The 26,597-nt window shown below is 38.2% G+C and carries 27 protein-coding genes and 2 pseudogenes; 13 read left to right on the top strand and 16 right to left on the bottom strand.

Annotated elements, in window-relative coordinates; all coding sequences use genetic code 11:
* Positions 1-121: 121 nt before the first annotated feature.
* The 4 genes from ACIQZI_RS09380 to ACIQZI_RS09365 all read right to left on the bottom strand — a co-directional run bounded on the left by ACIQZI_RS09380 (position 122) and on the right by ACIQZI_RS09365 (position 2,961).
* Positions 122-628 carry a PCYCGC motif-containing (lipo)protein gene (locus ACIQZI_RS09380; RefSeq protein WP_403072327.1) on the bottom strand — a complete coding sequence of 169 codons (507 nt, stop codon included), beginning with the start codon at positions 626-628 and terminating at the stop codon, positions 122-124.
* A 216-nt stretch (positions 629-844) separates the two neighbouring features.
* A complete protein-coding gene (arsC, locus tag ACIQZI_RS09375) occupies positions 845-1,264 on the bottom strand; it encodes an arsenate reductase (thioredoxin) (RefSeq protein WP_062182594.1) in 420 nt (139 codons plus the stop codon).
* A 32-nt stretch (positions 1,265-1,296) separates the two neighbouring features.
* Positions 1,297-2,595 carry an arsenic transporter gene (locus ACIQZI_RS09370; protein WP_403072323.1) on the bottom strand — a complete coding sequence of 433 codons (1,299 nt, stop codon included), beginning with the start codon at positions 2,593-2,595 and terminating at the stop codon, positions 1,297-1,299.
* An 18-nt stretch (positions 2,596-2,613) separates the two neighbouring features.
* On the bottom strand, positions 2,614-2,961 hold the full coding sequence (locus ACIQZI_RS09365) for an ArsR/SmtB family transcription factor (RefSeq protein ID WP_062182600.1): 348 nt from the start codon (positions 2,959-2,961) through the stop codon (positions 2,614-2,616).
* A gap of 183 nt (positions 2,962-3,144) precedes the next feature.
* On the opposite strand from ACIQZI_RS09365, the pseudogene ACIQZI_RS09360 reads away from it, so the two are divergent.
* A pseudogene (locus tag ACIQZI_RS09360) lies at positions 3,145-3,240 on the top strand (nucleosidase); the annotation flags it as partial.
* Positions 3,241-3,477: 237 nt separating this feature from the next.
* Here the strand turns inward: ACIQZI_RS09360 and ACIQZI_RS09355 are convergent.
* The 4 genes and pseudogenes from ACIQZI_RS09355 to ACIQZI_RS09335 form a co-directional block, all read right to left on the bottom strand.
* A complete protein-coding gene (locus ACIQZI_RS09355; RefSeq protein WP_403072320.1) occupies positions 3,478-4,896 on the bottom strand; it encodes a SpoVR family protein in 1,419 nt (472 codons plus the stop codon).
* An 805-nt stretch (positions 4,897-5,701) separates the two neighbouring features.
* Positions 5,702-6,052, bottom strand: a pseudogene (locus ACIQZI_RS09345) (pentapeptide repeat-containing protein); the annotation flags it as partial.
* A 219-nt stretch (positions 6,053-6,271) separates the two neighbouring features.
* The gene (locus ACIQZI_RS09340) at positions 6,272-6,580 is read right to left on the bottom strand and encodes a DUF3889 domain-containing protein (RefSeq protein WP_403072317.1); all 309 of its coding nucleotides are present in this window, start codon (positions 6,578-6,580) and stop codon (positions 6,272-6,274) included.
* 66 nt (positions 6,581-6,646) lie between these two features.
* Positions 6,647-7,615, bottom strand: a complete 969-nt coding sequence (locus tag ACIQZI_RS09335) for a M14 family zinc carboxypeptidase (protein ID WP_403072314.1) — start codon at positions 7,613-7,615, stop codon at positions 6,647-6,649.
* Positions 7,616-7,949: 334 nt separating this feature from the next.
* Here ACIQZI_RS09335 and ACIQZI_RS09330 point away from each other — a divergent pair, with 334 nt between their 5' ends.
* Positions 7,950-8,192, top strand: a complete 243-nt coding sequence (locus ACIQZI_RS09330) for a YhdB family protein (RefSeq protein WP_403072311.1) — start codon at positions 7,950-7,952, stop codon at positions 8,190-8,192.
* A gap of 181 nt (positions 8,193-8,373) precedes the next feature.
* Here the strand turns inward: ACIQZI_RS09330 and ACIQZI_RS09325 are convergent, their stop codons facing one another.
* Positions 8,374-10,104 (bottom strand): phospho-sugar mutase, encoded by a 1,731-nt coding sequence (locus tag ACIQZI_RS09325; protein ID WP_062182623.1) that lies wholly within the window; start codon positions 10,102-10,104, stop codon positions 8,374-8,376.
* Between the two features lie 566 nt (positions 10,105-10,670).
* Here ACIQZI_RS09325 and ACIQZI_RS09320 point away from each other — a divergent pair.
* Together ACIQZI_RS09320 and ACIQZI_RS09315 are read left to right on the top strand one after the other, a co-directional pair.
* Positions 10,671-11,108, top strand: coding sequence for a disulfide oxidoreductase (locus ACIQZI_RS09320; RefSeq protein WP_062182626.1), 438 nt, complete (start codon positions 10,671-10,673; stop codon positions 11,106-11,108).
* Positions 11,105-11,581 carry a thioredoxin family protein gene (locus ACIQZI_RS09315; RefSeq protein ID WP_403072306.1) on the top strand — a complete coding sequence of 159 codons (477 nt, stop codon included), beginning with the start codon at positions 11,105-11,107 and terminating at the stop codon, positions 11,579-11,581. Before ACIQZI_RS09320 ends, ACIQZI_RS09315 begins: the two co-directional genes overlap by 4 nt.
* 135 nt (positions 11,582-11,716) lie before the next feature.
* Here ACIQZI_RS09315 and ACIQZI_RS09310 read toward each other — a convergent pair whose 3' ends face one another.
* Positions 11,717-12,115, bottom strand: a complete 399-nt coding sequence (locus ACIQZI_RS09310) for a DUF5365 family protein (protein ID WP_403072303.1) — start codon at positions 12,113-12,115, stop codon at positions 11,717-11,719.
* Between the two features lie 206 nt (positions 12,116-12,321).
* On the opposite strand from ACIQZI_RS09310, the gene ACIQZI_RS09305 reads away from it, so the two are divergent.
* A complete protein-coding gene (locus tag ACIQZI_RS09305; protein WP_403072300.1) occupies positions 12,322-13,227 on the top strand; it encodes an RluA family pseudouridine synthase in 906 nt (301 codons plus the stop codon).
* Between the two features lie 161 nt (positions 13,228-13,388).
* On the opposite strand, the gene ACIQZI_RS09300 is transcribed toward ACIQZI_RS09305, so the two are convergent.
* The gene (locus tag ACIQZI_RS09300) at positions 13,389-13,643 is read right to left on the bottom strand and encodes a GlsB/YeaQ/YmgE family stress response membrane protein (protein WP_062182635.1); all 255 of its coding nucleotides are present in this window, start codon (positions 13,641-13,643) and stop codon (positions 13,389-13,391) included.
* Positions 13,644-14,161: 518 nt separating this feature from the next.
* The gene (locus ACIQZI_RS09295; protein WP_062182638.1) at positions 14,162-14,992 is read right to left on the bottom strand and encodes an aldo/keto reductase; all 831 of its coding nucleotides are present in this window, start codon (positions 14,990-14,992) and stop codon (positions 14,162-14,164) included.
* A gap of 346 nt (positions 14,993-15,338) precedes the next feature.
* Between ACIQZI_RS09295 and ACIQZI_RS09290 the strand changes: the two genes are divergently transcribed.
* From ACIQZI_RS09290 to ACIQZI_RS09260, 7 genes are all read left to right on the top strand, one after another.
* Positions 15,339-15,959, top strand: a complete 621-nt coding sequence (locus ACIQZI_RS09290) for a DUF47 domain-containing protein (RefSeq protein ID WP_403072295.1) — start codon at positions 15,339-15,341, stop codon at positions 15,957-15,959.
* A gap of 14 nt (positions 15,960-15,973) precedes the next feature.
* Positions 15,974-16,972, top strand: a complete 999-nt coding sequence (locus ACIQZI_RS09285) for an inorganic phosphate transporter (protein WP_403072292.1) — start codon at positions 15,974-15,976, stop codon at positions 16,970-16,972.
* A 177-nt stretch (positions 16,973-17,149) separates the two neighbouring features.
* The gene (locus tag ACIQZI_RS09280) at positions 17,150-17,233 is read left to right on the top strand and encodes a hypothetical protein (protein ID WP_082675124.1); all 84 of its coding nucleotides are present in this window, start codon (positions 17,150-17,152) and stop codon (positions 17,231-17,233) included.
* A 59-nt stretch (positions 17,234-17,292) separates the two neighbouring features.
* Positions 17,293-18,120, top strand: coding sequence for an EcsC family protein (locus ACIQZI_RS09275; RefSeq protein WP_403073958.1), 828 nt, complete (start codon positions 17,293-17,295; stop codon positions 18,118-18,120).
* Between the two features lie 132 nt (positions 18,121-18,252).
* Complete coding sequence (ald, locus tag ACIQZI_RS09270; RefSeq protein ID WP_403072289.1) at positions 18,253-19,386, top strand: alanine dehydrogenase; 1,134 nt, start codon at positions 18,253-18,255, stop codon at positions 19,384-19,386.
* A gap of 395 nt (positions 19,387-19,781) precedes the next feature.
* Entirely contained in the window at positions 19,782-20,639 is an 858-nt protein-coding gene (gene liaG, locus ACIQZI_RS09265) for a LiaG family protein (RefSeq protein WP_403072286.1), read from the top strand.
* Between the two features lie 127 nt (positions 20,640-20,766).
* A complete protein-coding gene (locus tag ACIQZI_RS09260) occupies positions 20,767-21,558 on the top strand; it encodes a DUF2935 domain-containing protein (protein ID WP_403072283.1) in 792 nt (263 codons plus the stop codon).
* Between the two features lie 297 nt (positions 21,559-21,855).
* Here the strand turns inward: ACIQZI_RS09260 and ACIQZI_RS09255 are convergent, their stop codons facing one another.
* The 3 genes from ACIQZI_RS09255 to proC form a co-directional block, all read right to left on the bottom strand.
* Positions 21,856-22,614 carry a YqjF family protein gene (locus tag ACIQZI_RS09255; protein WP_403072280.1) on the bottom strand — a complete coding sequence of 253 codons (759 nt, stop codon included), beginning with the start codon at positions 22,612-22,614 and terminating at the stop codon, positions 21,856-21,858.
* A gap of 178 nt (positions 22,615-22,792) precedes the next feature.
* A complete protein-coding gene (locus tag ACIQZI_RS09250) occupies positions 22,793-24,166 on the bottom strand; it encodes an FAD-binding oxidoreductase (RefSeq protein ID WP_403073956.1) in 1,374 nt (457 codons plus the stop codon).
* A 154-nt stretch (positions 24,167-24,320) separates the two neighbouring features.
* Positions 24,321-25,130: a pyrroline-5-carboxylate reductase gene (gene proC / locus ACIQZI_RS09245; RefSeq protein WP_062182658.1), complete on the bottom strand. Its 810-nt coding sequence runs from the start codon at positions 25,128-25,130 to the stop codon at positions 24,321-24,323.
* 251 nt (positions 25,131-25,381) lie between these two features.
* On the opposite strand from proC, the gene ACIQZI_RS09240 reads away from it, so the two are divergent.
* Complete coding sequence (locus ACIQZI_RS09240; protein ID WP_403072276.1) at positions 25,382-25,969, top strand: DNA-3-methyladenine glycosylase; 588 nt, start codon at positions 25,382-25,384, stop codon at positions 25,967-25,969.
* 49 nt (positions 25,970-26,018) lie between these two features.
* Here ACIQZI_RS09240 and ACIQZI_RS09235 read toward each other — a convergent pair whose 3' ends face one another.
* Positions 26,019-26,564 carry an RDD family protein gene (locus ACIQZI_RS09235; RefSeq protein WP_403072273.1) on the bottom strand — a complete coding sequence of 182 codons (546 nt, stop codon included), beginning with the start codon at positions 26,562-26,564 and terminating at the stop codon, positions 26,019-26,021.
* Positions 26,565-26,597 lie beyond the last annotated feature (33 nt).

Genomic DNA, 26,597 nt, shown 5'->3' with positions numbered 1-26,597 from the left:
TTTGAATGTTTGCTAAATTTCACGTATTCACATTCCGATCAATAAAAGGATCAGACCTTCTCTCTATCGTTTATGACGTGTAAACGGTTTAGAGTGTGAGATCTGACCCTTTCCTAATTTATTAAGCTTCTGGAGTTGGTGTAGGCTTAGCGTATCCATTTTCATACTTTTTATCAATTGCTTTTCGGATTTCTTTAATAGATTTCCCTTCGCTATAATCAATGACCGATTGTGCGGCTATTTCTAAACAGACACCACATTTTGTTCCATGATCATCCCAAGTTAATGCTCCATTCCTTTTGTTTTCAAAAATAAAGCAATCATAGTTACTTTTATGATTCACCGCTTCACCGCATCCACAATAACAAGGAATTTTTTCGAGCAAACCTTTATGGTTAGCGGCTGCGGTATAAATTAATTTCATATCTTCTGATTTACCGTTCATAAAGTTCGGCAATACATCAATGCTGCTTGTTTCTTCACGGACATCACTAATAGCATGTTCTGTGTGTTCTGCATGAACTTCTTCTTTTTCACTTTTCTGTTCCTCAACCGTAGTATTTGAACATGCTGATACTACTCCTAATAAAACACAAATCACAATCATAAACGAATGTTTAACTTTCATTTTTTTATCCCTTTCCTCTTCAATGTTAATTAAAGTGTAAGCTCCTGTATTCAAGATAACAAGTCCTATTAAATAGGTAGCTTAAATTTATGAGATTAAATGATGACAGGATCAAAGGTTTCAACTTTCATTATCGTCATCTCTCTCACATAACCATTTACTTATACATGAATTAAAAGAAAAGCCAAGAGATGTCTCACGGCTTTCCCTCTTTAATTATTCACCTGTTTTAGCGAAACGTTCAATTCTTTTGCCAATTTCATCACGGACACGCCCAAAAATAGCCCATTTTTCTTCATCTGTTCCTTCCGCTTTTGCTGGGTCATCAAATCCCCAGTGTTCACGTTTTACATGTGGAGGTGTCACGGGACATTTGTCCGCCGCATCGCCGCATAACGTTACAACAAAATCAGCATGATTTAAAATATCAGGGTCAATGATGTCCGAAGATTGATTGGAAATATCAAGTCCAACTTCGTTCATTGCTTTTACGGCATTAGGATTTAAGCCGTGTGCTTCAATTCCTGCACTAAGCACTTGCCACTCGTCTCCTAGATATTTTTTTCCCCAAGCTTCCGCCATTTGGCTTCTGCAAGAGTTTCCCGTACATAAGAAGTAAAGTGTTTTTTTCGTCATGTTGATTTCTCCTTTTTAAGTAAAATTCGTTTTTAATGAATAATAAGCAACCATATATACAAGCCAACTAATGTAATAAACAATGTTGGGATGGTTAAAATCAGTCCTGTTTTAAAGTAAGTTCCCCATGAGATCTTCACGCCTTTTAATGAAAGTACATGTAGCCACAATAATGTAGCCAAAGAACCAATTGGTGTAATTTTCGGTCCCAAGTCCGAACCGATGACATTTGCATAAATCAGTGCTTCCCTGATCACGCCTGTTGTACTCGTGTCCATGATCGCAAGTGCATCAATCATAACAGTTGGCATATTATTCATGAGCGAGGAAAGTGTAGCCGCAATAAAGCCCATTCCCATCGTTGCTGTGAATAACCCTTGATCAGCGGTAACTTGGATTACATCTGTTAATACATTCGTTAATCCAACATTTCGTAGGCTGTAAACTACTACATACATGCCAATCGAGAAAAATACAATTGCCCATGGTGCGTCTTTAATCACTGTTTTCGTGTTGACTGCTGGGCTCCTTCTAGCCATCATTAGGAAGAATATCGCGACGATGCCTGCAATGATGGATACAGGTACCCCCATAAATTCACTTGAAAAATAACCAATCAGCAATATTCCTAATACAATCCAAGACAGTCGAAACATTCTTTTGTCTTGAATGGCATCCACTGGTTTTTTAAGTTGTGATACATCATAATTTTTCGGAATACTTTTACGGAAAAACAAATATAAAACCAAAATACTTGCTACCAGTGCAAAGAGGTCTGGTACGATCATTCTTGATGCAAACTCGGCAAAACTAATACTGAAAAAGTCTGCCGACACAATGTTTACAAGATTGCTTACCACCAAAGGTAAAGAGGTAGTATCAGCAATAAAGCCACTCGCTATGATAAATGGGAAAATCATTTTATCACTAAACTTCAAGGCACGAACCATTGCTAATACAATCGGTGTAAGGATAAGAGCCGCTCCGTCGTTTGCAAAAATAGCAGACACAAGAGCACCCAGAATACTTACATAGACAAACATTCTTACACCATTTCCCTTAGCCGCTCTAGCCATATGTAGAGCTGCCCATTCAAAAAAGCCTATCTCATCTAAAATAAGGGAGATAATAATAATGGCGACGAAAGCGAGCGTTGCGTTCCAAACAATTGATGTCACGTCAATGACATCTGTAAAATCTACTACACCAACAAGTAAAGCTAAAACCGCACCGCCACAAGCTGACCATCCAATCGACAATCCCTTTGGCTGCCAGATAACAAGAATGAGTGTTAATAAAAAAATGATAATTGCCAAAATAACTGATCCCACTGAAGTAGTTCCTCCTAGTTAGTCACAACATATTCGTTTTCCTTGTGCTGTTAATTCTTCTAATTTAAAGTTTAGACTTGGCAAGTCCTTGATAACGGTTTGAATATATGAGAAATACGAAGATGTTGGGTTTAACGAATAGAATATCCATTGCCCTCTTCTGGCTTCTTTCACGATTCCGCTATCTTTTAATTTTCGTAAATGTTGGCTAATAGCAGGTTGGCTCATATCAAATAGGTCCACAAATTCACAGACACAACACTCATGCTCAGACATAATTTTAATCATGGTCAAACGTGTTTTATCACCAAGAAGTTTAAGAACGTTTGCGGTCATTTCAATATCTAATTTTTCATTCATTTGCATGTTTTACTTACCTCCCTTACTTATTCATAAATAATTATATACTTATATACAAAAGAAAATATCCTTTAAATCTTTTTAAACCCTCATCATTGTATAAGCATATCCTTATACACACAAGCAAAAAAAGCATCTTCAATAAAAAACTGTTACTTTAAGCTGCTTAAAAAATGGTTTCAAATTAACTCCGATTACATAGCTAGTAATCGTTTAACGGAATATTTAAAAGTAATTGTGAGTTTTTATAATTTGGATAATTGGGTTACTGAAGCATTTAGTCTTCATATGTATGGTGCTAGTACAGTCTTGTGAACACGACTATACTAGCACCATGATTCCTATTTAAATCAGGTTTAATATCCAATTTATTGTTCAATTAAACTGTCGTTACAACTCTGTAATAATTCCGTAACTCATAAATAATTAACTTTGTCTGTTTTTAATAGGTTTCATTATTACTGCATGGTCTACCCTGAGGTACATATTAAACAGCCGACCATATAAGCGGCCGGCTATCCTTTATAAATATTTCCGATGCACGCCTTTGCCATCATATGAAAAGAGCACTTCTTTTTTCTCCATGACCGATTCCAAATGAACAGGGCGTCCCCAAAGCTGGTGAATATAAGGCAGTACCTTTTCTAGATATTTCAAATCTAACTCAATATCTTCGTACCAATGTTTCAGATATAGCTCGCCGTTTCTTAGATAGTCGCCATCATTTACCGTAATGTATGGAAACCCGCCATTGACGCGCATGCTGACGAGCTGATCGCGAACCTGCTCCCATGCCTTATCAACCACTTTGTAATCCTTCCCTTGCTTTTGGAATAGATACATATCTTCGCGTGTCACTAAGTCTTTAGTTAAATAATTCCGGATAAAAGATATGTCCGCTTCGATTTCTCGAACTTCAAACATCTTTTCTCGACCAGAATCTGGCTTGACACCAAGTTTCTTCATTTCATCAGTCGGGTTATTATAACGTTCTTCAATATCTTCAAAAATCTTCAAACCGAGGTAATATGGGTTTATACTTGTACGTGATGGTTGGACGACACCAGCATTCAGCTTGGCGAACTCCAATGCTTCTCCCGAAGTCAAATCCAATTCCCTGACGATTCTTTGATGCCAATAAGATGCCCAGCCTTCATTCATGATTTTCGTTTCAAGCTGTGGCCAAAAATAAAGCATTTCTTCGCGCATCATTGTTAAAATATCCCGCTGCCATTCGGTCAAATCACGGCTGTATTGTTCAATGAATAGTAAGATGTCCTTTTCTGGCTGTGGTGGAAATTTCTTTTTCTTTTTCCCTATACTACGTAGTGGTTTTTCTTTGTTATCCAAGGACCACAGATCATCATATGCGGACACAATTGGTTTAATTTCATCCTCATCATAATCTTCGTCCTCCATGGACCAATCTAGCTTCGGCCGGATTAAAGACGGATCGATATGTTCATCAATGGCCAACACTGCATCTAGAAATATTTCAACCTCTTTTTTGCCATGTAGAATTTCATATTGGCGAATCCGATCGGCCGTTGCTGCCATACTTTCGACCATATCACGCTTTGTATTCTGAAATCGAACATTATTTTTGAAGAAATCACAGTGAGCAAGCACATGCGCAACAATCAATTTGTTTTGAATGAGCGAGTTTGAATCCAATAAAAACGCATAGCAAGGATTTGAATTAATAACCAATTCATATATTTTACTCAACCCAAAATCATACTGAATTTTCATTTTATGAAATTGTTTCCCGAAGCTCCAATGGGAAAACCTGGTTGGCATTCCGTACGCACCAAATGTATAAATGATTTCTGATGGACAAATTTCATACCGCATCGGATAGAAATCCAGTCCAAATCCCTCTGCAATCTCAGTAATTTCACTTATCGCATATTCCAATGCTTTCTGATCTTCTGTATTCATCCGCCTCTCCCCCTTTTTTCTTCCTTACATTAATGTATGAAAAAAGCGCGGGAACATGACGGAAGTTGGAATAGCTCCATAATATTATCCCCATATGAAGCATATTAAAGAATTTATAGAGTAGCACACAGCCGATCTATGTTCTTTTTAGGAGTCTCATTGATCTCCAAAGGATCGAACATTTTTATGAATATCCTGTACAGACCCATAAAATACATTATAAACCACAGAAGTTTTTAACCATTTCCATATGTATTTTTTCATAGACGACCCCTCATTTTAGCGTTCCCTAGCTTATTTTCTTATTCAACATTACTCCCCCTTTAGTTGAACAGGAATAACGGTTGCCTTAGCAACCCCTTATTCCACGATAGTACCCGTTAGCCATCCATGTAGCGCAAGACCAATACTTCACCACTGAGGATGAAAATGGATGCTCCTGCTAATACTGTTTATTTTCATGAGAGTTGAAAAAGAATGATTTACTTATGTCCGTTTGTATCTTGATTTTATCTTTAGGTAAATCTTCCACTTTTATTTCTTTATGTTTAAAATTTATTACCTCAAAACCAGGAATCCTAAAAGTAAGAGTTTCAAGACCATAGGGTGGCATAATGGACAAATCACCACCATTGGTTCAGTTTCCTTCAGCAAAGTAAGAAGATGGCAGACAAAGAACAGATAAATCAGATGTTACTCAGTGGCTGTCAAAACTCAAATAGTATTACAGTGAATTTTTTGCGTAAAGTATTAAAAAATAGCCATTCCATCGAGGAACAGCTGCGCTCTGTAAAGTAATATTTAACTACTTTTTAAACTCTTGGTAATACACTTCAAGTAGTTTTTCTACTGAAATATTATCTATTGTCATTCCTGTTAAGTCACTATCCTTAATTTGTAAGTTTCTTAGGTTGCTGTTACTAATTTTAGTCCCCTGAAGGTCACATCTTTCAAAAGAGATTGGTTCTTCATCATCTCCAAGATTTGTATCTATAAAGCGAACTCCTCCTAAAGTAACTAACCTCACTTTGCTATGAGAAAGGTTTAAATCAGCATAAAGAGAATGTTTGAAATTAATATTTTGGAACTTTGAGTGACTAAGGTTACAGTTATTGAAATGAGTATTCATTATGTTGCTATTACTAAAAGAACTTCCTTAACTATATCTTCATGTACCGCTGTTTGGTAAGCTTATTTAAGATGATTAATTTGATTTGAAAACAGTAATCTAAAAAGGGGCGTAGGAACATGACGGAAGTTAGATTAGCTCCAAAATATTATAACTACATCCCCCATCATTCTACTCATTTAAAATCCTTCATTTTTTGAAACAAAAAAAGACACAGCTTTCTGCCATGTCTTTCAATTCCTTTATTTACTTACTTTCTTCAACCGTTAAATTTAATAACTTATTATTGGCTAGGTTATGTTTGATTTTGACAAGCACATTGAATTCTTTTCCACTTTCCGCTACCAAGAAAAGAAAATCATCTTCTACTTCATCTTTTGTCAACTGTTTTCGGCCTTTATATTCGTAGTCGGTGACTTCTTCAGCCGGATGGTTTGCTTGTACAACAGCAATGGCAATTTTTCCGTATTTTTCATAATCAGACTGTTGGGCCAAAACTAGTTGAAACGAGCTAAGGCTTAGGATGAATATAAGTATACCTATGATTTTCTTCATCGTTTTCCTCCTGTTGCAATGGTATACCTATAGTATGGAACGTATTCTTCTTCTTATTCTAAGTTTTTAAAAAACGGACGAGGCAAGCATTAATAAAACGGCACGGTTGCGATTCCATTCCTCGTAAATTACCTCGAGTGGAGGGCTCGTTTCATCGACAAGGTAGCTTAACTCAATCGTCATGGCCGGTCGTTCAAATTCGGTGATGAACCAATCGGTATAGCCGCTTCCATTGGCATGTTTCTCAGGAATAGACAAGTTGTAACCTGTTAAAACCGCCGTCTTTTCCGCCAAAGAGTAATCACGTAAGATATTCTCAGGCTTATTATGGTAATACCAAAAAATTTCACGCCCTGATGTATGATAGGAAACAGCAAGTATTGGTTTGATTTGTTTAGTAAAGTGAACGAGCGCTTTTGATTCAGAGGCTTGCAGCGGTTGCTTTCCTTTGTAAAATTGATAATTTGGTGCCTGTGTATTTGTGTCCAGTTCATTCCAACCGGCTGGATATTGACGATTTAAATCTATCCCTCTTCCATTCGCCTTCCACCTTGACCAGTTTGTGCTAAAGTTGTTCATCCTAAACAATGCCCATTTTTCCTGTAGATCAAATGCGGAAAAATCCCCTTGTTGGATTTGAACACCATCCGGATTTAACAGAGGCACAAATATGAGGCTGACTTCATCTAATATATTTGTGGAATACTCATCAATGTTCAACTTTGATTCATAGGCTTTTGCGTATGCATTGATCATTTTCATAATTAATAAAGTAGAGAGCCATTCTCTGCCGTGGTGTGAACCGTTAATCAAAATTGATTTTTTTCCTTTTCCAAGCTTCACTGCCCAAATATTCTTTCCCTTTTCAGATTGACCGATTGACATCAAGTCAAGATGATAGCGTTTCTCCAAATCCTTTATCTCTTTTTCAAACTGCCCAACTGTATAGACAGGATTTGGTGTCTTTGTGTCAGCTTGAATGGGAAAACCAATCAAAATCATGGAACCTACTATGCAAACGATGACTCGTTTCATTTATAAACCACCTTCGTTTACCCGGTTTAACAAGTTCAAACTAACAGTACTTCAATTTTTCTCCCGCATTAACGGAAAGTCAAGCCCCTCCACTGATTGAAGTTTTACTTTATAAGAAAATCTTTGATTGGGGAAATACGGTGAACTTTGCCAACGCGACAGTAAAACAACGCTAACCATCAATAGGGAGGAGGTAATCTCCACTAATGGAATTTTCATTTTAGCCAGGTAAATAGCAACAATCCCTAAGAAATAACATCTCCACATTTTTCATTGTAATAAACGAACAAGTTTGAACAAACTACAAATAGCTCCTTAGTAAGGAGGAGATTTCATGACCAAAACGGATTACGACAGAGCATTGTTTTACACACACAGGTCAGAATGGGATAATTTGCTTATCTTAATGGTCCGCACCCGAGATCATTTTCTCTCAAAAAAGATTGAGCGCTTTTTGCATGCATATCACTTTGAACATGATCACAAGCTCATTGAAACACATCTATATGCATTACTTCGTTATCTCGATCATGCAGCTGAAAATATGACAGATTACTTCGAGCTGCTTCCTAGCTAACATTGCTATAGCTTCTGCAAATTGGAAACATATATACATGAAAAGAGGGGCGTCTAAAAAAGAAAAGGGTCAGACCCTGCAACAACTAAATACAGTACAAGATTAGTGTATGAAACACTACATACTGATTTAGTGTGCGGGGTCAGACCCTTATAAGACGCATTTTTTCTTTACATACCTATTAGATCAATTGTTGAATACGTGTCATGAAATCTTCCATAACAACCGTTAATTTTTCTTTCGTGTCCTTCATCGTCTTTCCTTGTACACCAAAGTAAAATTTGATTTTTGGTTCCGTACCCGATGGTCGTAAACATACCCATGTGCCGTCTTCTAAAAAGTATTTAAGTACATTGGATTTAGGTAAGTCAATTGCAGTTTGTTCGTTTTTTAGCAAGAAAAGCTTTTGACTGCTTTGGTAATCTTCCTGAACCACTACATGGTATCCAGCAATTGCTTTTGGCGGATTTTCCCGGAACTCATTCAATATCCCCTGAATTTGTCTGGCACCATCAATTCCTTTAAGCGTAAGTGATTGTAACCCTTCCAGGTAAAAACCGTATTTTTCAAAAACTTCTAATAATCCTTCATACAATGTCATGCCTTGTTGTTTGTAATATGCACATACCTCAGAAGCTAATACGACAGATTGAATGGCATCTTTATCTCTCGCGAAATCTTTAATTAAATAGCCATAGCTCTCTTCATATCCAAATAGAAACTGATGTTCACCTGACTCGTGGTACTGACCAATTTTCTCGGCAATAAATTTAAACCCAGTCAGGACGTCTATCGTTTGTAACCCGAAACTAGTAGCAATCGCGCGGCCTATTTCGGATGTCACAATCGTTTTCAATACCACTCCATTTGTAGGTAAAGTTCCCTTTGCTTGTTTTTGCTTTAATAAATAGTCCAAGAACAGGGCACCGGTTTGATTGCCAGTTAACACCACATATTCCCCATCCAAATTTTTCACAGCGACTCCAAGGCGGTCAGCATCAGGATCTGTTGCAATTAATAGATCCGCGTCTACTTTGCTACCAAGCTCAATGGCTAATTCAAATGCCGCTGGCTCCTCTGGATTCGGTGAGGTAACCGTAGAAAAATTAGGATCAGGCAGCTCCTGTTCCTTTACAACATGGACATTCTTATATCCAAGATCCTTCAATGCACGCCGCACGGATTTGTTAGCTGTACCATGAAGCGGTGAAAAGACAATTGAAATATCCGTTTCCGCTGCAAGTGTTGGATTTTCTGGGATGCTTAATAATTGTTCATTATAGGCTGTATCCAGCTCTTCACCAATGGAAACGATAAGCCCTTTTTCCTTCAATGTCTTTGCATCATCAACTTGAAGAACAAGTTCATTTTCAATTGCATTCACATATTGAATGACTTTGTCTGCCGCATCTAGTGGCAACTGGGCACCATCTGGACCATATACTTTATATCCGTTATATTCAGGTGGATTATGACTTGCAGTAATAACAATTCCCGAAAAAGCATTCAATTCTCGAACGGCGAATGATAATTCTGGTGTCGGACGAAGCTCATCGAAGAGATAGGCTTTAATACCGGAAGTCGCAAGGGTCTTTGCTGCTTCTAATGCAAATTCTGGAGACTTATGTCTGGAATCATAGGCAATGACCACACCACGTGATTTCGCTTCCTCGCCAAATGATTCTATATATTGAGCTAGACCCAATGTTGCCTTTCTGACTGTATATACGTTCATCCGATTCGTTCCTGCGCCTATTTCCCCACGCATTCCGCCTGTCCCAAATTCAAGGTTTTTATAGAATGCATCCTCTAGCAATGCATCATCGCCTTCTAATTGGTCAAGCAACACTCGTAATTCGTTGTCTAAATTTGGATCCCCTATCCATTTTGCGTATGTATCTCTCCAATTCACAAGCACAGTCCCCTTTTCTATAACGTGGATAACATTTTGAAAATTCACACTTGGATATATATTTCCTTTTTACCGTACCACATTTGTATAAAAAAAAGAAGCAGAAAAAGAGACTGTTCCAAAAGAAATGAACAAGCCCCGAAACGACTAAAAATCGTAGAAAACAAGGATGTTTTCACATTTATTTTTTTAAAATTTATGTAACTTACAATTATCTTATTCCCCTACTTCTTTAGACCTATTTAACTTACTATAATATCTATCACTACTTTCACACAAAAACCCATTCATCCGTTTGCATTTACCCAGAATACTTATAGAACAATCGACAATTCTATTTAAAGTATCCAAATAAAGGGAAACTTCAAACGAGGGAGATTTCTTCATCCTCCACCTACGTTTCTTCCGTTCCTCTAAGTCTTGAGCTAGTGGTCTTGACTTTCCGTTAATACGGGATAAATCCACTTTCTAGCATTGTGCAAATAACTTTTAGTAAGTACATTTATTTTACATAAGGGCTTTGGACATACTATAATTTTTATGAAAAAACAATAGGTGGAGAGAAGATGAAAACGATAAAAGATAATCGTGATAACTATTTATTCTTTGCGTGGGCAGTATCTGTCATCGCAACGCTCGGCAGTTTGTACTTTTCCGAGATTAAGCAATACGAACCATGTGAACTATGTTGGTTCCAAAGAATTGTCATGTATCCATTTACAGTGATAGTAGGGATTGCGGTTGTTAGAAAAGATTATCGGATTAGTTTATATACCATGATTCTATCCGGGGTTGGAGCACTAATTTCAAGCTATCATTATTTAATTCAAAAAGTTGCTCTATTCGGTGATCATGCTGCTTCCTGTGGAAGGGTTCCTTGTACAGGGCAATACATTAACTGGTTTGGCTTTATTACCATTCCGTTCCTTGCTTTGACTGCATTCGTCCTAATCTTCATCTGTAGCATTATCATCTGGAAAAAATCCAAGGAGGAGTACGCATGAAAAAAATCATTATTTTTCTAGTCGTCATCATTGCGTTATTCGCAACACTAGGGATTGTAACAACTATGCAAAAAGACGAAAAACTAAAGACAGCGGATAATCCATATGGCACCGACAAGCTTGACCCGGCAACTATCGACCAATTGGATGATCCAAACTATCAAAACATCATCCTGCCAGCCCAATTAGATAAAAAGTTGAAAGCGAAAGAAGATGTAGCCGTTTATTACTTCAGTCCACTTTGTGAGCACTGCAAAAGAACAACACCAGTTGTAGCTCCACTTGCTGAAGAAATGGGTATCGACCTTGTTCAATACAATCTTCTTGAATTCGAACAAGGCTGGAATGAATATAATGTAGAAGTAACGCCGACAATTGTTTTCTATAAAAACGGTGTTGAACAAGCTCGCATCACAAGTGAAAATGACGAAGCAACATTTAAACAATGGTTCGAAGATAATGGTGTTAATTAAGAGCAAACACCCCTTTTAAGAAGTACTTCTACTTTTAACTAAACTGCAAAATGAATGAAACAACTTTTCAAAGGATAAACAAGAGGCTGACGAGTTTGCGTCAGCCTCTTGTTTAGGTAAAATGAAGGATCATGACTAGTTTAAAAATTGATTGACCAGCTCTTCGTAGACCATTGAGGTGTTTTCATTATTTGATTGAAGAAAGTGATTGCTAAGAAAAGGGAAAAACATACCGCTTTCATTAAGTAATTGAATATTTTTGCTTAATAGTAATTCCATTTTCATATCAATCGAATTCTGTTCACTATTTTCATTTTTCTCAAGAATCGTGGTGATTACTTGCAAACTAGTCATAATCTGATACGCTCTTCTTAACGTCCCAGCGTATGCCTCAGACCGAAGCACACCAATTTTTTTAAAATGTGAGATTTCGTTTTCCGGAAAGTAATTTGGGAAAATAAAGTCAAAAAAATATGATACAAGATTCTCTATTCTTTGTTCTTGTTCATATGTAGAAGAATAAACAACCTTCACTAACAACCCACCCTTGTAAATCAATAAGTATGATAATGGTTTCAGTTTCTTTCAATAGAATACCATAAGATTTAGGTAGAAAGGGTGGGAAATATCGCCACTTACTTTTTTTATAGGTAGAAAGATTGGTAAAAATTCCATTATCCTATCAGAACAATGTAGTATTTTGTCGAATTAAATATTTATATGTCGAAAGTGGTGGAAAAATGCTTACTAACAAGCGAATTCAAGATAATTTGGCAATAACCGTGCCAAAAAAGTGGAATGAATTAACAACAGAAAAACTTATGAAAGATTATTGGAAAGCCCCCAAAAAGCTGATACACGAATGGCGAATGAGTAAAAAGGTAACAATTAATGGAGAAACTGCTCAGTGGACAAAACCGTTACAAGAAGATGACGTACTGGGAATTCCCGTATTCGAATTTCCCATCACCGATTCCCCAGTGCCGAAGGATCTCCATATCGATATTTTATATGAAGATGACCACCTCCTAATTGCTAATAAACCAGCTTGTATGGATACCCATCCCGCAAAGCCTGAACAAAACAACACACTTCTTAATGGAGTTGCTTATCACTTAGCAGAAACGAATCAACAGCCGTTCATCAAACATATCCATCGCCTTGACAAAGATACAACAGGTGCTGTGCTATTCGCGAAAAACCCCTTCGTTGGCGCCATTCTAGATCGGATGTTAGAAGAACGTACAATAACTAGGACCTATGTGGCATTAGCAGAGGGGCAAATGACGAATGACCAAGGTCGCATTGATGCTAAAATAGGACGGGACCGCCATCATGCTACGAGAAGACGAGTATCGCCGACTGGCCAAACAGCCATCACTCATTATAAAGTACTAAGATCTTTTCCCGAAAAAAATCTAACGATGGTAAGCTGTACATTAGACAGTGGACGCACTCATCAAATCCGTGTCCACTTTAGTCATATTCAGCACCCATTAGCAGGCGATACTTTGTATGGAGGTAAGAAAACATTTCCCCGTCAAGCTTTACATGCCCGAAAAATAGCCTTCATTCATCCCATGACTGAAGAAAACCTGTGTATTACTGCACCATATTTAGATGAACCGCTCATTTTCACCATATAAAACATCCATTAGCGTCTGCTTCCAACCCAACGATGAAAAGGTTCAGATTCTCAAATTGTATCACCTTATGAAGGTGGCGGTGCCCAGCTGTTTTTGCGAAGCCCCGCCCATTTCCCCCAAAAAAAGAATGCCGAATCGGCATCCTTTTTTTGGGGATTGAGTTAAGAAGCACGTCTGGTGCCACGTAATATCAGACTTAAAATAAACACGAATACGATAGCGCCAATCAATGCTGGTATGATCGCAAAGTTAGAAATAACAGGTCCCCAATTTCCTAAAACCAATGACCCTAACCAAGCACCGACGAAACCCGCGATAATATTTCCGACTATCCCAAATGGCACGTCACGTCCAATAATCATTCCTGCTAGCCAACCAATAATCCCACCAATAATTAATGACCAAAGAAAACTCATACTATTTAATTCCTCCTTCAATGTTTTAGATTGCAAATGCTAAGAGGTTGCGCACCCTCTTACTTCTAATCAACGGAAGTGATTTTTAGGTGCAGTTCAAAAATCGAGTGACATATTTCTATAATATTGAATAATATCCTGCTTTCTATCTTATCCCTTGCGCTGTCACCCTCCACCCATTCGGAGTATTTTGCACTGACGCCTTACTTACCGTCTTATATACTTACTTTCCCCCTGTTTAGATTCTAAAACCCAAAAAAGCCGAATAAATAAATGTAATTATTTCAACGTTTATTTTTGAACAATGTGGGAATATAGGGACCTTTGTTCTAGTACGGAGGAACGCTCAGATCGGCGTGAAGAAGTGTTCGAATACTTGATGAAATTTCGAAGATACCTATTCTCTGTGACATTTCTTTTTATTTACGCCCGCTTTTAATTCATCAAACTCTCACGCTACAAGCGATCATCAAAAAAAACCTGAAACAAGCAATAATCTGCTTGTTTCAGGTTTTGGTTTAAAATTTGACTTCGTCAGGATTTGATCCATATCGTTCATTAAGATTTAATGCATTGATTTTGTTCATTTCATCTAAACTTAATTCGAAGTCAAAACTTTTAGCATTTGATTCAATTCTTGATGGTGTAATTGATTTAGGTATCACTATCGTTCCATGTTGTAAGTGCCATCTTATTAAGACTTGTGCAGCAGATTTATTATGTTTTTTAGCTAAGTGGTTGATGGTTGGTTCATCAATAAGATGTCCTTGCCCGAGCGGCCCCCATGCTTCCACTTTAATATCGTGCTGTTTACAAAACGCTCTTATTTCAAGCTGTGAAAGACGTGGATGTAATTCAATCTGGTTCACAACTGGTTTAATATCTGTATTCGCTAATAAGTTTTCCAAATGATGAACATGGAAGTTACTTACACCGATGGCACGAACTCGGCCTTCCTTATAAAGAGTTTCAAGCGCTTTCCAAGTTTCGATATATTTATCTTGCCCTGGCCAATGAATTAAGTATAAATCCAAATAATCGAGCCCTAGTCTTTCAAGGCTTGCTTCATATGCTTGAAGAGTTGACTCATACCCTTGATCCGTGTTCCAAACTTTAGATGTGATGAAAAGCTCCTCACGAGGAATTCCGCTTTCTTTAATGGCCTGCCCCACGCCTTCTTCATTTTTATAAATAGCAGCAGTATCGATGGAACGGTAACCTACTTCTAACGCCTTCCTTACTGACTCAACAGTTTGAATTCCATTTTCAACCTTGAAAACGCCAAAACCGAGCTGTGGAATTTCTACTCCATTATGTAATGTGATCGTTTCGTTCATACTTTTAATCATCGAATAACCCCCTTCTAAACTAACACAAATTATACCATTAACTGGTTTCTTCTTCTAAAGAAATGATCTCCACAAACAGAATCGTTTTACGCGTACACCCTGTAACCATTTCTAAAAAAAACACATAATCTTATATTATAATTAAACTTTATTGATGTAATTAGCATTCACTATGTAGTTTTTTAAATTTTCTGTAATTCTTTTGTAAAGTTTTTGTAAAGTTTCGTCGAAATAACTTCCCTATAACTAAGAGAATTCGTTACAATAAGTTCGCTAATACTATACATAGGCTTCTGACTTTTAATTGTCAAAGCTATGCCAATTCTGCTTTAATGGGGGTTTTCAAATGGTTTTCAAATCAAAGAAAGACAAGTTCGCACAAGCTCTTATTAATATTTCTCAAAATTTAAAAGAGAGCGCAGACTATTTTGCTGATTTTAAATTAAAGAACGTAAGCGATCTTAAGGTTTTCTCAGAAATGATGAAAGAGTATGAGCACAAAGGCGATGATATGGTTCACGGCGTCATTACAGACCTTAACAATGCCTTCATTACGCCGATTGAGCGTGAAGATATCCTGCTATTAACAATGAGCATGGATGATGTGTTAGACGGCCTAGAGCATTGTGCCGCTTTATTTGAAATGTATTCAATTATCCATGTAGATGACTATATGTTGAGATTTGTCGAAGCGATTAAAGAATGCACGTATGAAATCGAGAAATCTGTTGATCTTTTAACAACAAAAAAATTACTAGACATTCGTGAACACGCGATTAAAATTAAAGATTTAGAATCAGTATGCGATGGAATTCAACGTCAATCCATCAAAAATCTGTTTTCAGTTGAAAAAGACCCAATCCGTATTATTCAATATAAAGAAATTTATGAAAGCCTTGAAGAAATTGCTGACCATTGTCAGACTGTCGCCAATACACTTGAAACTATTATCATGAAAAACGCGTAAGGAGTCTTCCACAAATGGATAGTTTATTTCTATTAACGATATTAATCGTCATCTTTGCACTTGCATTTGATTTTATTAACGGTTTCCATGATACTGCCAATGCCATTGCAACTTCTGTATCAACAAAAGCATTAAAACCACGCCACGCGATTATCTTAGCTGCGACGATGAATTTCGTCGGTGCAATGACATTCACAGGTGTGGCCAAAACGATAACGAAGGACATTGTCGACCCGTTTACATTACCGAATGGTTCCACCGTAATTCTTGCTGCCCTTATTGCTGCTATCGCTTGGAATTTAATTACCTGGTATTATGGGATTCCAAGCAGTTCTTCCCATGCACTTATTGGTTCGATTGCAGGCGCAGCGATTGCAGCAGCTGGTTTCTCAGAAATTAAATGGGGCGGATTTTTAAAAATACTTCAAGCCCTAATCATTTCACCAATTCTCGCTTTTGCTGTAGGTTTTCTTGTTTATTCCATTATTAAAATTATCTTTAAAAATAATAATTTAACAAAAACAAACAAGCAGTTCCGTACTATTCAAATTGCTACAGCTGCGCTTCAATCGTATTCACATGGAACAAATGATGCTCAAAAAGCCATGGGGCTTATCACTCTTGCTCTTATGACGAATGGCTTCACGAAAAGCGACGATATTCAGTTATGGGTACAATTCTCTTGTGCACTTGCTATGGGTCTTGGCACATCTATCGGCGGTTGGAAGATTATTAAAACCGTCGGCGGGAAAATCATGAAAATCCGTCCGGTAAACGGCGTTGCTGCCGATTTAACAGGGGCTGCCATTATCTTTGGCGCAACACTTATTCACTTGCCAGTCAGTACAACCCATGTTATCTCTTCATCTATCCTTGGTGTAGGTTCAGCTCACCGGATTAAAGGTGTCAAATGGGGTACTGCCAAGAGCATGATTATTACTTGGTTTATTACATTACCTATTTCAGCAACGCTTGCAGGTTTAATTTACTTCGTACTGAATTTTTTTATGTAATCCCTCTTTATCCTCCTTTCCGACCTACTGAAGCGGAAGGGTTTTTTTATTGCCCGCTTTTTTCACTTATTCCCTTCCCCCCCTTCAAAGGAACTTATTCTTTCAAATAAGTCAACAAATAGATTAAAATAACGTGAAGAAGACTGTAGTCAAAATGATGCCGCCAAACAGCTTCATATTCATGTTAACAAGCTTAATTATCGCTTGAAACGAATTGCAGCAGTTGGTCATGTTCGTCCAAAGGATCCATGCAAAAAATGACCATCTTTCTAGATTTAAAAATCAGGCATGATCAAGACTTTTTAAGAAAAAATAAAAGGATGGGATCCCCCTTGAACAATGAATCAAAGGAATATTTGGAATCGGAGCTACAAATCATAAGTAAATGGGAAAAGGAGCAAAAAGGGTTATGGTTTTGGGAGAAAATTGGCCGTTTACCCTTTAAATTACTTGATAAAGCGACCCCTGCATTTATTCAAGACAAGATCGCTCTCTTACTCGATGAATTAGGAAGCTTCGTTCAAAGTGGCGGGCAATATTTAACGAAAGAACAGTCAATATTTAAGCGAATTGAAGGATATGTCCCAGGAGAATCCATTACCTCTGTCGATGATTGTGCCAATGTTTCGCTCCTTGTCATGAACTCGGTAAGTGAAGATATTAAAAAAGCCAATAGTAAGCTTGCTACTGTACAAGGGGCATCCACTGGAATTGGGGGGATTTTCACGTTATCTATTGACATCCCTTTATTATTGAGCTTGTCTCTGAAAACCTTACAAGATATCTCCCTAGCATATGGCTTTGATCCGAAAGACAAAGAAGAACGAGTTTTTATGGTTAAATGCTTGCAATTTGCGACAGCAGATATTGTTGGCAAAGAAGCAATATTAAATGATTTATCCTCGTTTCACCGCAACGAACAGGCTGATCGAAAAGAAATGGTCAGTCAGCTTCAAGGTTGGCGTGAAGTTGTCTATACATATCGTGATCAATTTGGTTGGAAAAAACTCCTGCAAATGATTCCGATTGCCGGTATGGTCTTTGGGGCCTTTACCAATCGGAGCATGATTGCTGACGTAGCTGAAGTTGGCAGTATGCTCTATCGGAAGCGTCGAATTATGATGCGATTAGAAGCAAAAATCGATTAATTGAAATAACGTTTGTAGAATTCCACAAATATTCGTCTTGTAATTTTCTGATTTCACATATCATATTTTTTCTGATACAGTTATACTTTGTGTACAAAGAGTGATTCTTTTTTGAAATGGAGTGATTTGATTATGCGAATTGGAATTCCTAAGGAAATAAAAAACAATGAAAATCGTGTCGCCATTACTCCCGCTGGTGTTGTCGCTTTACGTAATGCTGGTCATGAAGTATATGTTGAAAAAAACGCTGGTCAAGGAAGCAGTTTTTCTGATGAATCTTATTTAGCTGCTGGAGCTATTATTGCCGAAACAGCCGCAGAGGTTTGGACCACCGCTGAAATGATCCTTAAAGTAAAAGAACCTATCGTGTCAGAATATCAATATTTCCGGAAAGATTTAATTCTTTTCACATACCTACACTTAGCTGCAGATCCTGAGTTAACAAAAGCACTTAAAGATAGTGGTGTCCTTGCCATTGCCTATGAAACGGTTTCAGTGAGTAACACACTTCCACTATTGACGCCAATGAGTGAGGTAGCTGGTAGAATGGCTGCACAAATAGGCGCTCAATTTCTTGAAAGAACTCATGGTGGGAAAGGAATCTTATTAAGTGGTGTTCCAGGCGTAATACGTGGAAAAGTAACGATTGTAGGTGGCGGTGTTGTCGGTACGAATGCAGCCAAAGTAGCCATCGGTTTAGGCGCAAATGTCACGATTATTGATCTCAGCCCAGACCGTCTTCGCCAATTAGACGATATCTTCGGAAATCAAATTTCCACATTAATTTCTAACCCATATAATGTGGCACAAGCTGTATCTGAATCTGATTTAGTCATTGGTGCCGTATTGATTCCTGGAGCAAAGGCTCCTAAGCTTGTTACAGAAGAAATGGTAAAATCGATGTCGCCTGGTTCAGTTGTCATTGACGTTGCTGTTGACCAAGGCGGGATTTTTGAAACAGTTACCAAGATTACCACTCACGATCAACCGACATATGTAAAGCATGGAGTCGTCCATTATGCTGTCGCGAACATGCCTGGAGCTGTCCCAAATACATCAACTCTAGCCTTAACAAATGTGACAATACCGTACGCGCTACAAATTGCCAATAAAGGTGCCGTGACAGCCATTCTTGAAAACGAAGCACTGGCAAAAGGAGTAAACGTCGCAAACGGCGAAATTACCTTTGAGGCCGTTGCTAAAGACCTTGGCTATAAATACGTACACGTTGAAACGGCGTTAAAAAATGAAAATATTAATGGATGAGGCTATTAAGAAAACATCTTAATCCTCTAAGCCGTTTTCTTTTTAGAACCTCACATATAAAAGAACAAAGATAAAAGCAGTGGATTTCGTGAACGAAATCCACTGCTTTTAACACTTTTACAGACAAAGCTTGATTGTAAATGGGATTTGACATTGCCCAGTATCATATTTCAAAGAAGCGCTACTTTATCATTTGACCATTTAGTTCTACATATAACGACTGTATTTGTATGAAGGACATAGGGACTTAGGCTTCGCATCGCCACTGATGAAAGTTTCACCGTATCACTACGCCTCAAGCCCTAGCAATAAATAATTCCCCAGCTCATTGTTTCAACAACTGTATTTCCTTAAAATTAAATTATCAAAAACAAATCACTAATGGAGGTTTTTTTGTGAAAAATTATCTAATGATTTTTCTTATTATTATTGGAATTGCTTTATTATTTACAATATCCAATACGATTCCTTCGCTTTTTTCTCATGGGGAATCGAATCATACTAAAATGTCAAAAGGAATAGATACACTTGATTTTCATATTTCAAGTGTCGAAGCAAAGATCGTTCCCGAAAAAAGGTCAGATATAAAGGCAGAGTTAAGTGGTAAGGGTTCTGTCAACGTAAGGCAAAAAGGGAATAAAGTAATGATTGAATACAAGCGTAAATGGTTTGAGCAAATTGGCTTCTTCAACTCTCCTAAGCTTACGGTCTATATTCCTGAAAATTATCATGAAAACATGGACATTTCCGTTTCGTCTGGCAGCTTGAAATTTGCTGGTGACTCAAAGAATCATCCAATGGAACTTAAAGACCTTTCCGTAAATATTGGGTCAGGTCACGCAGATTTCGCCAATCTTAACGTAGATACCTTCACTTCTGTTGTTTCATCAGGAAATTTTGAAATGAACGCTATTACAACAGATTCTGGAAACTTTGACGTGAGTTCTGGCAGAATGGTTGTCAAACATTATAGTGGCCAACTACAAGCTGAGGTTTCTTCTGGCCTTGTAAATATCCAGCTTGATAAATTAACCGCTCCAGCTGATGTTACAGTAAGTTCAGGTTCCGTCAAATTAGATGTACCAGACGACGCGAGCTTTACGCTTCATGGCAAAGTAAGCAGCGGAGTTATTAATAATAGCTTTCAATTAAAAAACGCAACGACATCAGATAAGAATATAGAAGGAACGTATGGCACTGGTAAATATCCAATAGACCTTCAAGTATCGAGCGGCAACATCACTGTGCATTAAGTGTACCTGTTCATTTTTCCATAATAAAAGACATCCAGCATAATTTGAGAACCCCTCCGCTAAAATGTATGACTTCTAGCAGTATCACATATAGATTAAATAGCTTGTGATAAGAGGAGGGGCTTTAATGGCAAATGAATTTGTAAGCAAATCCTTAGATGAAATCCGTTTCTGGTCAAGGATTATGAAAGAGCATTCCTTATTTTTAAGTTTGGGTTTCAGTTCAGATGATACTACATTAATTGATGAAGCTAAGCAATTCATCACGGTTTTTGAAAGAATTGAGGAGCAAGTAAATCGGTTTTCCCCTAGTTCAGATCCACAGCAGGTTCAAGCGTTTAACAATCAAGTGTATCAATCCGTGGCGTCTATTTGGGCTTATAAAAGAAAGGTATTGGGTCTAACTTTACGATGTGAGGTGCTCTCAAATAATTACCCATTGTTGATTGATCATACGAGTCGAGAAGCTGCTTATTTCGCGAATCGATTGAAAGAGCTCAATGAAGGAAAACTTGTGCCTTTGCCTGAGGCGATTATTCAAGAAAATGTTTTCTTTCTTAAAATTATGGCGGATCACGCCAAGTTTATCGGGCATCTTTTAGATCCTAGCGAAAGAAAACTAGTCGACCAAGCACGAGAATTTAGTCATGATTTTGATCAACTTCTGTACCAAGCAATCGATTTGGAGCATATGAGACCAGAATCCGAGACGCCTGCCCTTCTAGACCAATTTTTAGATCAAAACAGAGTTTCCGTCGTTTCACTAAGGGACTTCAAGAAAACAGCGCGAGATTTAATCGAAGCATGCCGGATCAAGAGTAATATTCACCCTCTTCTAGCTGATCATGTATTTAGGGAAGCAGAAAGGTTTATTGAAATTATCGATATGTTTGAAGGACATCTTCAAAATAGTCATTGATAAAGTGAAACTTCAATCAGTGGGGTTTTCTTCATCCCCACTGATTGTTAGCCCCGTTCTAGTGTCGCCTACGCTTCTTCGATTCCTCTAAGCCTTGAGGTGGGGGTCTTACTGCCTGTTAATGCCGGATAAAAAATTTCATATGAAAAGTACGAGGAAATATAAATAAAAGGAAGCTTCCCTACTCGATTTATTAAGCGGAAGCTTTCTTTTTTATGTTACCCCTTGTTAGTCAGACATCGATTAATGTTCGCTTGGCTGCTAATCCTAACTCCTCTCTTTTTTTACGCTCTTAACCTACTTCATCCTCTCTCCTACCTTCTTTGGCGGATAGACGAAAACCCTTCTTCGGTTTGAATAATGTAGTAAACTAGGGATTTTCACAATATTGTCTACTGGTAAAAAGGATGCCATCGTGTTGATTAAAGTGGTTACTTTAGCTTTCGATACCTTCCATTTATCATGATGGATGTCTCCTCTTAATAGTTTTTTTCCCTGAAACGAATACATACAATACCGCTCCAACAGCCAGTGATCTAAAGACCCCGGCAGTGATTCAAACAATACATCTCCCGGTTTATAGGTGAGATCAATTTTTTCAGAGGTGCTGTTATCTAAGTGCCTTTCGCTCTTAAATTGAAAACCATTTTTCAGCTGCTGAAATTTCATATGGGCATGTTTATAGGGAAGCCCTACTGAGAGCTTTGCCCCAATCACAAAGAGTGGATGGTTCGCATCCAGACTGAATAAATAGATACCTGGAATGCCCTTATACGTCACATAAGTTCGGACGTTTAACTCCAGATAGGAATTCAACATTGGAAGAGGAGGAATTCCCCTTGCCTTCATTTTCGTGACCCTAAATGGAATGATAGTGATCCATCCCCTATTTTCATAAACATCCAGATCGAATTCAAGTGGTACGTAATTCCTTAAAACATTCGGGTCCATTGGATAATGCATAAATAATAAGTCCTCCCACACCTGACTCAATAACCAAGGTGAGGAAGGCAAAGGAAAAGGTCGATGATCAAGCTGCTTAAATTCAACGTGCATGATTCTTCCTCTCTCCTATCATGAATAAGATTTAACACTTTTATTTACTTTATCCTATATCACCGATATTTATGAACATGACGAGTAACAACAGGCGAATTTGGGATCACAAATTGTTTACAACAGGAAATGTTTTCACTCACTTTCAGATCTATCAATAATTGGAAATTAAATTGATTTATTTCGTTTCGTCCAAAAATATTTTTCCTGGATTTAGTATTCCTTTCGGGTCTAATACTTGCTTAATCGATAACATGACATCATACGCATTTCCATGTTCACGGCGTTGGTAAATTCTTTTGCCAATCCCGACCCCATGTTCACCTGTACATGTCCCCCCACGACTAAGTGCATAGTCAACAATTTCTGCATTTAACCGCATCGCCTCGGCTACTTCAAACGGATCAGTTAAATCCAACATAAAGAGCACATGATAGTTGCCATCCCCAACATGACCTGCAATGGCTCCTTCTACTTTCGAGAGGTCTATTTTTTCTCGAGTGTTCAGAATCGCATCCGCTAATTCGTGAAGTGGAACACTGACGTCAGTAGACATCAGCTTTTTCCCAGGTGAGCTATGAATTAAAGCATATGCAAGCTTATGTCGCGCTGCCCATAGTTCATTCCTAGCGATTAAATCGATTTCAAACGTAATATTCTCACAGCCCAAGTCACGAACAATGTCCTTTGCAAACTCGACATCTTGCGCTAAGCCTGCAGCGTTACCATGAAATTCAAGGAATAAAGTTGGTTTTTCTTCATATGACTTGTTCATATAGGTATTTACTTGTGTGATTGAGCGCGCATCCATCAGTTCGATTCTTGCGATTGGAATCCCAGCAGACATAATGCCATTCACAGCTGAAACCGCTTGCTTAACAGAAGGAAACAAGGCTCTTCCTGCGACGATTTCTTCTGGAATGCCATATACTTTAAGAGTCAGTTCGGTGAATACACCTAGTGTCCCTTCCGAACCGACAAACAACCCGTTCAAATGTAATCCTGACGAAGATTTCGTCGCTAAGCTTCCAGTATGGATGATTTCCCCATTAGCTAAAACCACTTCAAGGTCACGAACTTGATCGCGCATGATCCCGTATCTAACCGCTGTGGTTCCGCTAGCATTGGTCGCAGCCATCCCACCAAGGGTAGCATCTGCACCTGGATCAACTGAAAAGAATAGTCCATATTTCTTCAACGCCTTGTTAAGTTGTGTTCGTGTAACACCTGGCTGAACTTTGACTAAAAAATCTTTTTCTCGTACTTCAATCACCTTGTTCATCAGCGACATATCCAGAGAGATGCCGCCATTATAAGGAATCGCATTCCCTTCCAAACTTGTACCGAGCCCAAAAGGAACAACAGGGACTTCTTGTTCGTTGGCAAATTTTAATAGAGCACTCACTTCTTCTTTACTTTCTGGAAAAGCAACGACATCCGGCAAATGTGGAGTATGATAGGACTCATCCCGGCTGTGCTGCTCTAATATCGTTTGATTAATGGTTACCCGGTCCTCTGCTAATAGACTTTTTAACTCTTTTACATAATTTATCATATTAACCACCTCTTCTTTAATCGTTGTCCCACCTAATCTTAATCGATATTGACAGAAAATTAAATATATTCACACTCCTATTATGGAAATTAACTTCATATAGCTCGCTAAACAAAAAAAAAGCCAATCGTAACTGGCTTTTCTTCCATTCTTATTCATCATCTAATCCTTTACTTTTTCGAGTGCATGCTTCCATGGCATTCAGGATTGAGGCTCTGAAATTGCTTTCTTCCAATGCAGCAACTGCTCGAATAGTTGATCCTCCTGGTGTGCACACATCATCCTTCAAGCTACCCGGATGCTTCTCTGTTTCAAGAACCATTTTCGCGGCTCCGAGCACAGCTTGGGCAGCCATTTTGTACGCTTGCTTTCTTGGAATGCCATCTCTGACTCCGCCATCAGCTAACGCTTCAATAAACATATACACATAGGCAGGTGAAGAACCACTAATAGCAGGCACAGCATCCATTAGTTCTTCTTTCAGAAGTTCTGTTTTTCCAAACGCATTCAAGATATCTTTTACATTAGCCAAATCTTCTTCAGTTATTGACTCATTAATGGCAAAGGCTGTCATTCCTTCTCTAACTAAAGATGGTGTATTTGGCATCGTCCGTACCACTTTAACCGACTTGCCGAAAGCAGACTCCACTGTTTGAATAGAGATGCCTGCAGCGAGCAAAATAATCACAGAATCTTCTTTCACATCATGCTTAACTTCTTCGACCACTTTCGCATAACTCGATGGCTCAACCGCTAAGAATAAAAAATCTGCAAATCGGGCAATATCTTTATTATTAAGTGATCCTTGAACTCGGAGCTTTTCAGTTACCTTGAATAACGTTGCTTCCGAACTTGTACTTACTTTTATTGAATCAGCTGGTACAACGCCCGCCCTGATCATCCCTTCAACCATGGCCTGCCCCATTTTTCCGCAGCCAATAAATCCAATTTGTTTATTCATATAAGACACATCCTATTTGTTTATTCTATCCCGGTTTAACAGTACAGTGGAAAAAAACTCACTGATGGAAGTTTCACTTTATTATAAGATGATTTAAACGAACTATGCTATTATTTATCAATTAAGATATTTTCTCATATAGATCCCAATCACACAAAAATATATGGACTTATAAAGTGAAACTTCAATCAGTGGGGGTTTTGACTTTCCGTTCATGCCGGATAATATTGCTAAACAGTGGAGGTAAACATATGACTAAATTTCATGCATTAGCCTGTGATTTTTATGACAAACCAACATTGGATCTCGCGCAATCTTTACTTGGCTGTTTGTTGATAAAAGAAACACCCGAAGGCATCTGTTCAGGGTATATCGTGGAAACCGAAGCTTATATGGGACCTTGCGATCGTGCCGCCCATAGTTTTGGCAATCGACGGACGAAACGGACAGAAATCATGTTTGGCCAGTCCGGACTGGTCTATACATACCAAATGCATACTCATACATTGGTCAATGTCGTTAGTGGTGGAGTCGATAACCCCGAAGCCATCCTCATTCGAGCTGTAGAACCTGTCGAAGGAATTGAACTGATGCAGCAAAGGCGTGGCTTACAAGCTGGAAAGAAACTGACGAATGGACCCGGGAAGTTAACAAAGGCACTTGGGATTACTATGCAGGACTATGGCTTGAGCTATACAAAGCCGCCGATTTATATCACCCCTGGTATGATTCCCGAACATATCTCCAGCGGTCCTAGAATCGGTATTGAGAATAGCGGTGAAGCAAAGGATTATCCATGGCGTTTCTGGATTACAGGGAATTCGTATATCTCCAAGTAGTTTTCTAGGTTCAAAAAGGATCAGACATCAAATGTCTGATCCTTTTTCATTACGGCAGGTTTTTCGTTACAAATGTTCCTGCAATCAAGTCGTGAAGCGCGCGCTTATCTTCTCTTAGTCCAATCATAAAGGCACTAATTATATAGAGAACACCTGATAGTAAAAGGCCGATCATTACCCAAACGAACCCTTTCAATAGTAGTCCGCCAAGTACCTCATCACTCATCAAATCTTCATTTATTAATACATCAAATCCTGAGATACCGACTGTTACTATAAAGCCGATAACACCTAAGATTGAAGGTAATCCATATACAATCCATGCAATGACATTACGCTTAATCATTGTCCAGAGCGTAACCTGACTTCCATCAAGCTTTACAATTCGAACCTTGAGCGCTTTTTTTCCGACTGTATAACCATACCAAAAGATAGGAAGTAATAAAGCATATAAAAATGAAATAATATTGCTCACCCATTCAGAAGTCCCATCCGAAAAAATTGCTCCTAATATTAATCCAAGTACAATAAAAATAAGTGCATCAATTACCTTTGCGCCAAACCGCACCCAAAATCCTGCTGGGTTTTCAACCATAGTTGTGTCCTCCTCTACTTACTCCACTAACAA

Origin of the sequence: Peribacillus sp. NPDC096379 (assembly GCF_044762875.1) — a bacterium.
GTDB lineage: Bacteria > Bacillota > Bacilli > Bacillales > DSM-1321 > Peribacillus.
The sequence above is the reverse complement of the archived record's forward strand: the minus strand, read 5'-3'. Positions and strand labels throughout refer to the sequence as shown.

Bases quoted from the DNA above. Each gene is read 5' to 3' on its own strand.
- ACIQZI_RS09380 (WP_403072327.1), bottom strand. From the start codon at position 628: ATGAAAGTTAAACATTCGTTTATGATTGTGATTTGTGTTTTATTAGGA.
- arsC (WP_062182594.1), bottom strand. From the start codon at position 1,264: ATGACGAAAAAAACACTTTACTTCTTATGTACGGGAAACTCTTGCAGA.
- ACIQZI_RS09365 (WP_062182600.1), bottom strand. From the start codon at position 2,961: ATGCAAATGAATGAAAAATTAGATATTGAAATGACCGCAAACGTTCTT.
- ACIQZI_RS09355 (WP_403072320.1), bottom strand. From the start codon at position 4,896: ATGAATACAGAAGATCAGAAAGCATTGGAATATGCGATAAGTGAAATT.
- ACIQZI_RS09340 (WP_403072317.1), bottom strand. From the start codon at position 6,580: ATGAAGAAAATCATAGGTATACTTATATTCATCCTAAGCCTTAGCTCG.
- ACIQZI_RS09335 (WP_403072314.1), bottom strand. From the start codon at position 7,615: ATGAAACGAGTCATCGTTTGCATAGTAGGTTCCATGATTTTGATTGGT.
- ACIQZI_RS09330 (WP_403072311.1), top strand. From the start codon at position 7,950: ATGACCAAAACGGATTACGACAGAGCATTGTTTTACACACACAGGTCA.
- ACIQZI_RS09320 (WP_062182626.1), top strand. From the start codon at position 10,671: ATGAAAACGATAAAAGATAATCGTGATAACTATTTATTCTTTGCGTGG.
- ACIQZI_RS09315 (WP_403072306.1), top strand. From the start codon at position 11,105: ATGAAAAAAATCATTATTTTTCTAGTCGTCATCATTGCGTTATTCGCA.
- ACIQZI_RS09305 (WP_403072300.1), top strand. From the start codon at position 12,322: ATGCTTACTAACAAGCGAATTCAAGATAATTTGGCAATAACCGTGCCA.
- ACIQZI_RS09300 (WP_062182635.1), bottom strand. From the start codon at position 13,643: ATGAGTTTTCTTTGGTCATTAATTATTGGTGGGATTATTGGTTGGCTA.
- ACIQZI_RS09295 (WP_062182638.1), bottom strand. From the start codon at position 14,992: ATGATTAAAAGTATGAACGAAACGATCACATTACATAATGGAGTAGAA.
- ACIQZI_RS09290 (WP_403072295.1), top strand. From the start codon at position 15,339: ATGGTTTTCAAATCAAAGAAAGACAAGTTCGCACAAGCTCTTATTAAT.
- ACIQZI_RS09285 (WP_403072292.1), top strand. From the start codon at position 15,974: ATGGATAGTTTATTTCTATTAACGATATTAATCGTCATCTTTGCACTT.
- ACIQZI_RS09275 (WP_403073958.1), top strand. From the start codon at position 17,293: ATGGGATCCCCCTTGAACAATGAATCAAAGGAATATTTGGAATCGGAG.
- ald (WP_403072289.1), top strand. From the start codon at position 18,253: ATGCGAATTGGAATTCCTAAGGAAATAAAAAACAATGAAAATCGTGTC.
- ACIQZI_RS09260 (WP_403072283.1), top strand. From the start codon at position 20,767: ATGGCAAATGAATTTGTAAGCAAATCCTTAGATGAAATCCGTTTCTGG.
- ACIQZI_RS09255 (WP_403072280.1), bottom strand. From the start codon at position 22,614: ATGCACGTTGAATTTAAGCAGCTTGATCATCGACCTTTTCCTTTGCCT.
- proC (WP_062182658.1), bottom strand. From the start codon at position 25,130: ATGAATAAACAAATTGGATTTATTGGCTGCGGAAAAATGGGGCAGGCC.
- ACIQZI_RS09240 (WP_403072276.1), top strand. From the start codon at position 25,382: ATGACTAAATTTCATGCATTAGCCTGTGATTTTTATGACAAACCAACA.
- ACIQZI_RS09235 (WP_403072273.1), bottom strand. From the start codon at position 26,564: ATGGTTGAAAACCCAGCAGGATTTTGGGTGCGGTTTGGCGCAAAGGTA.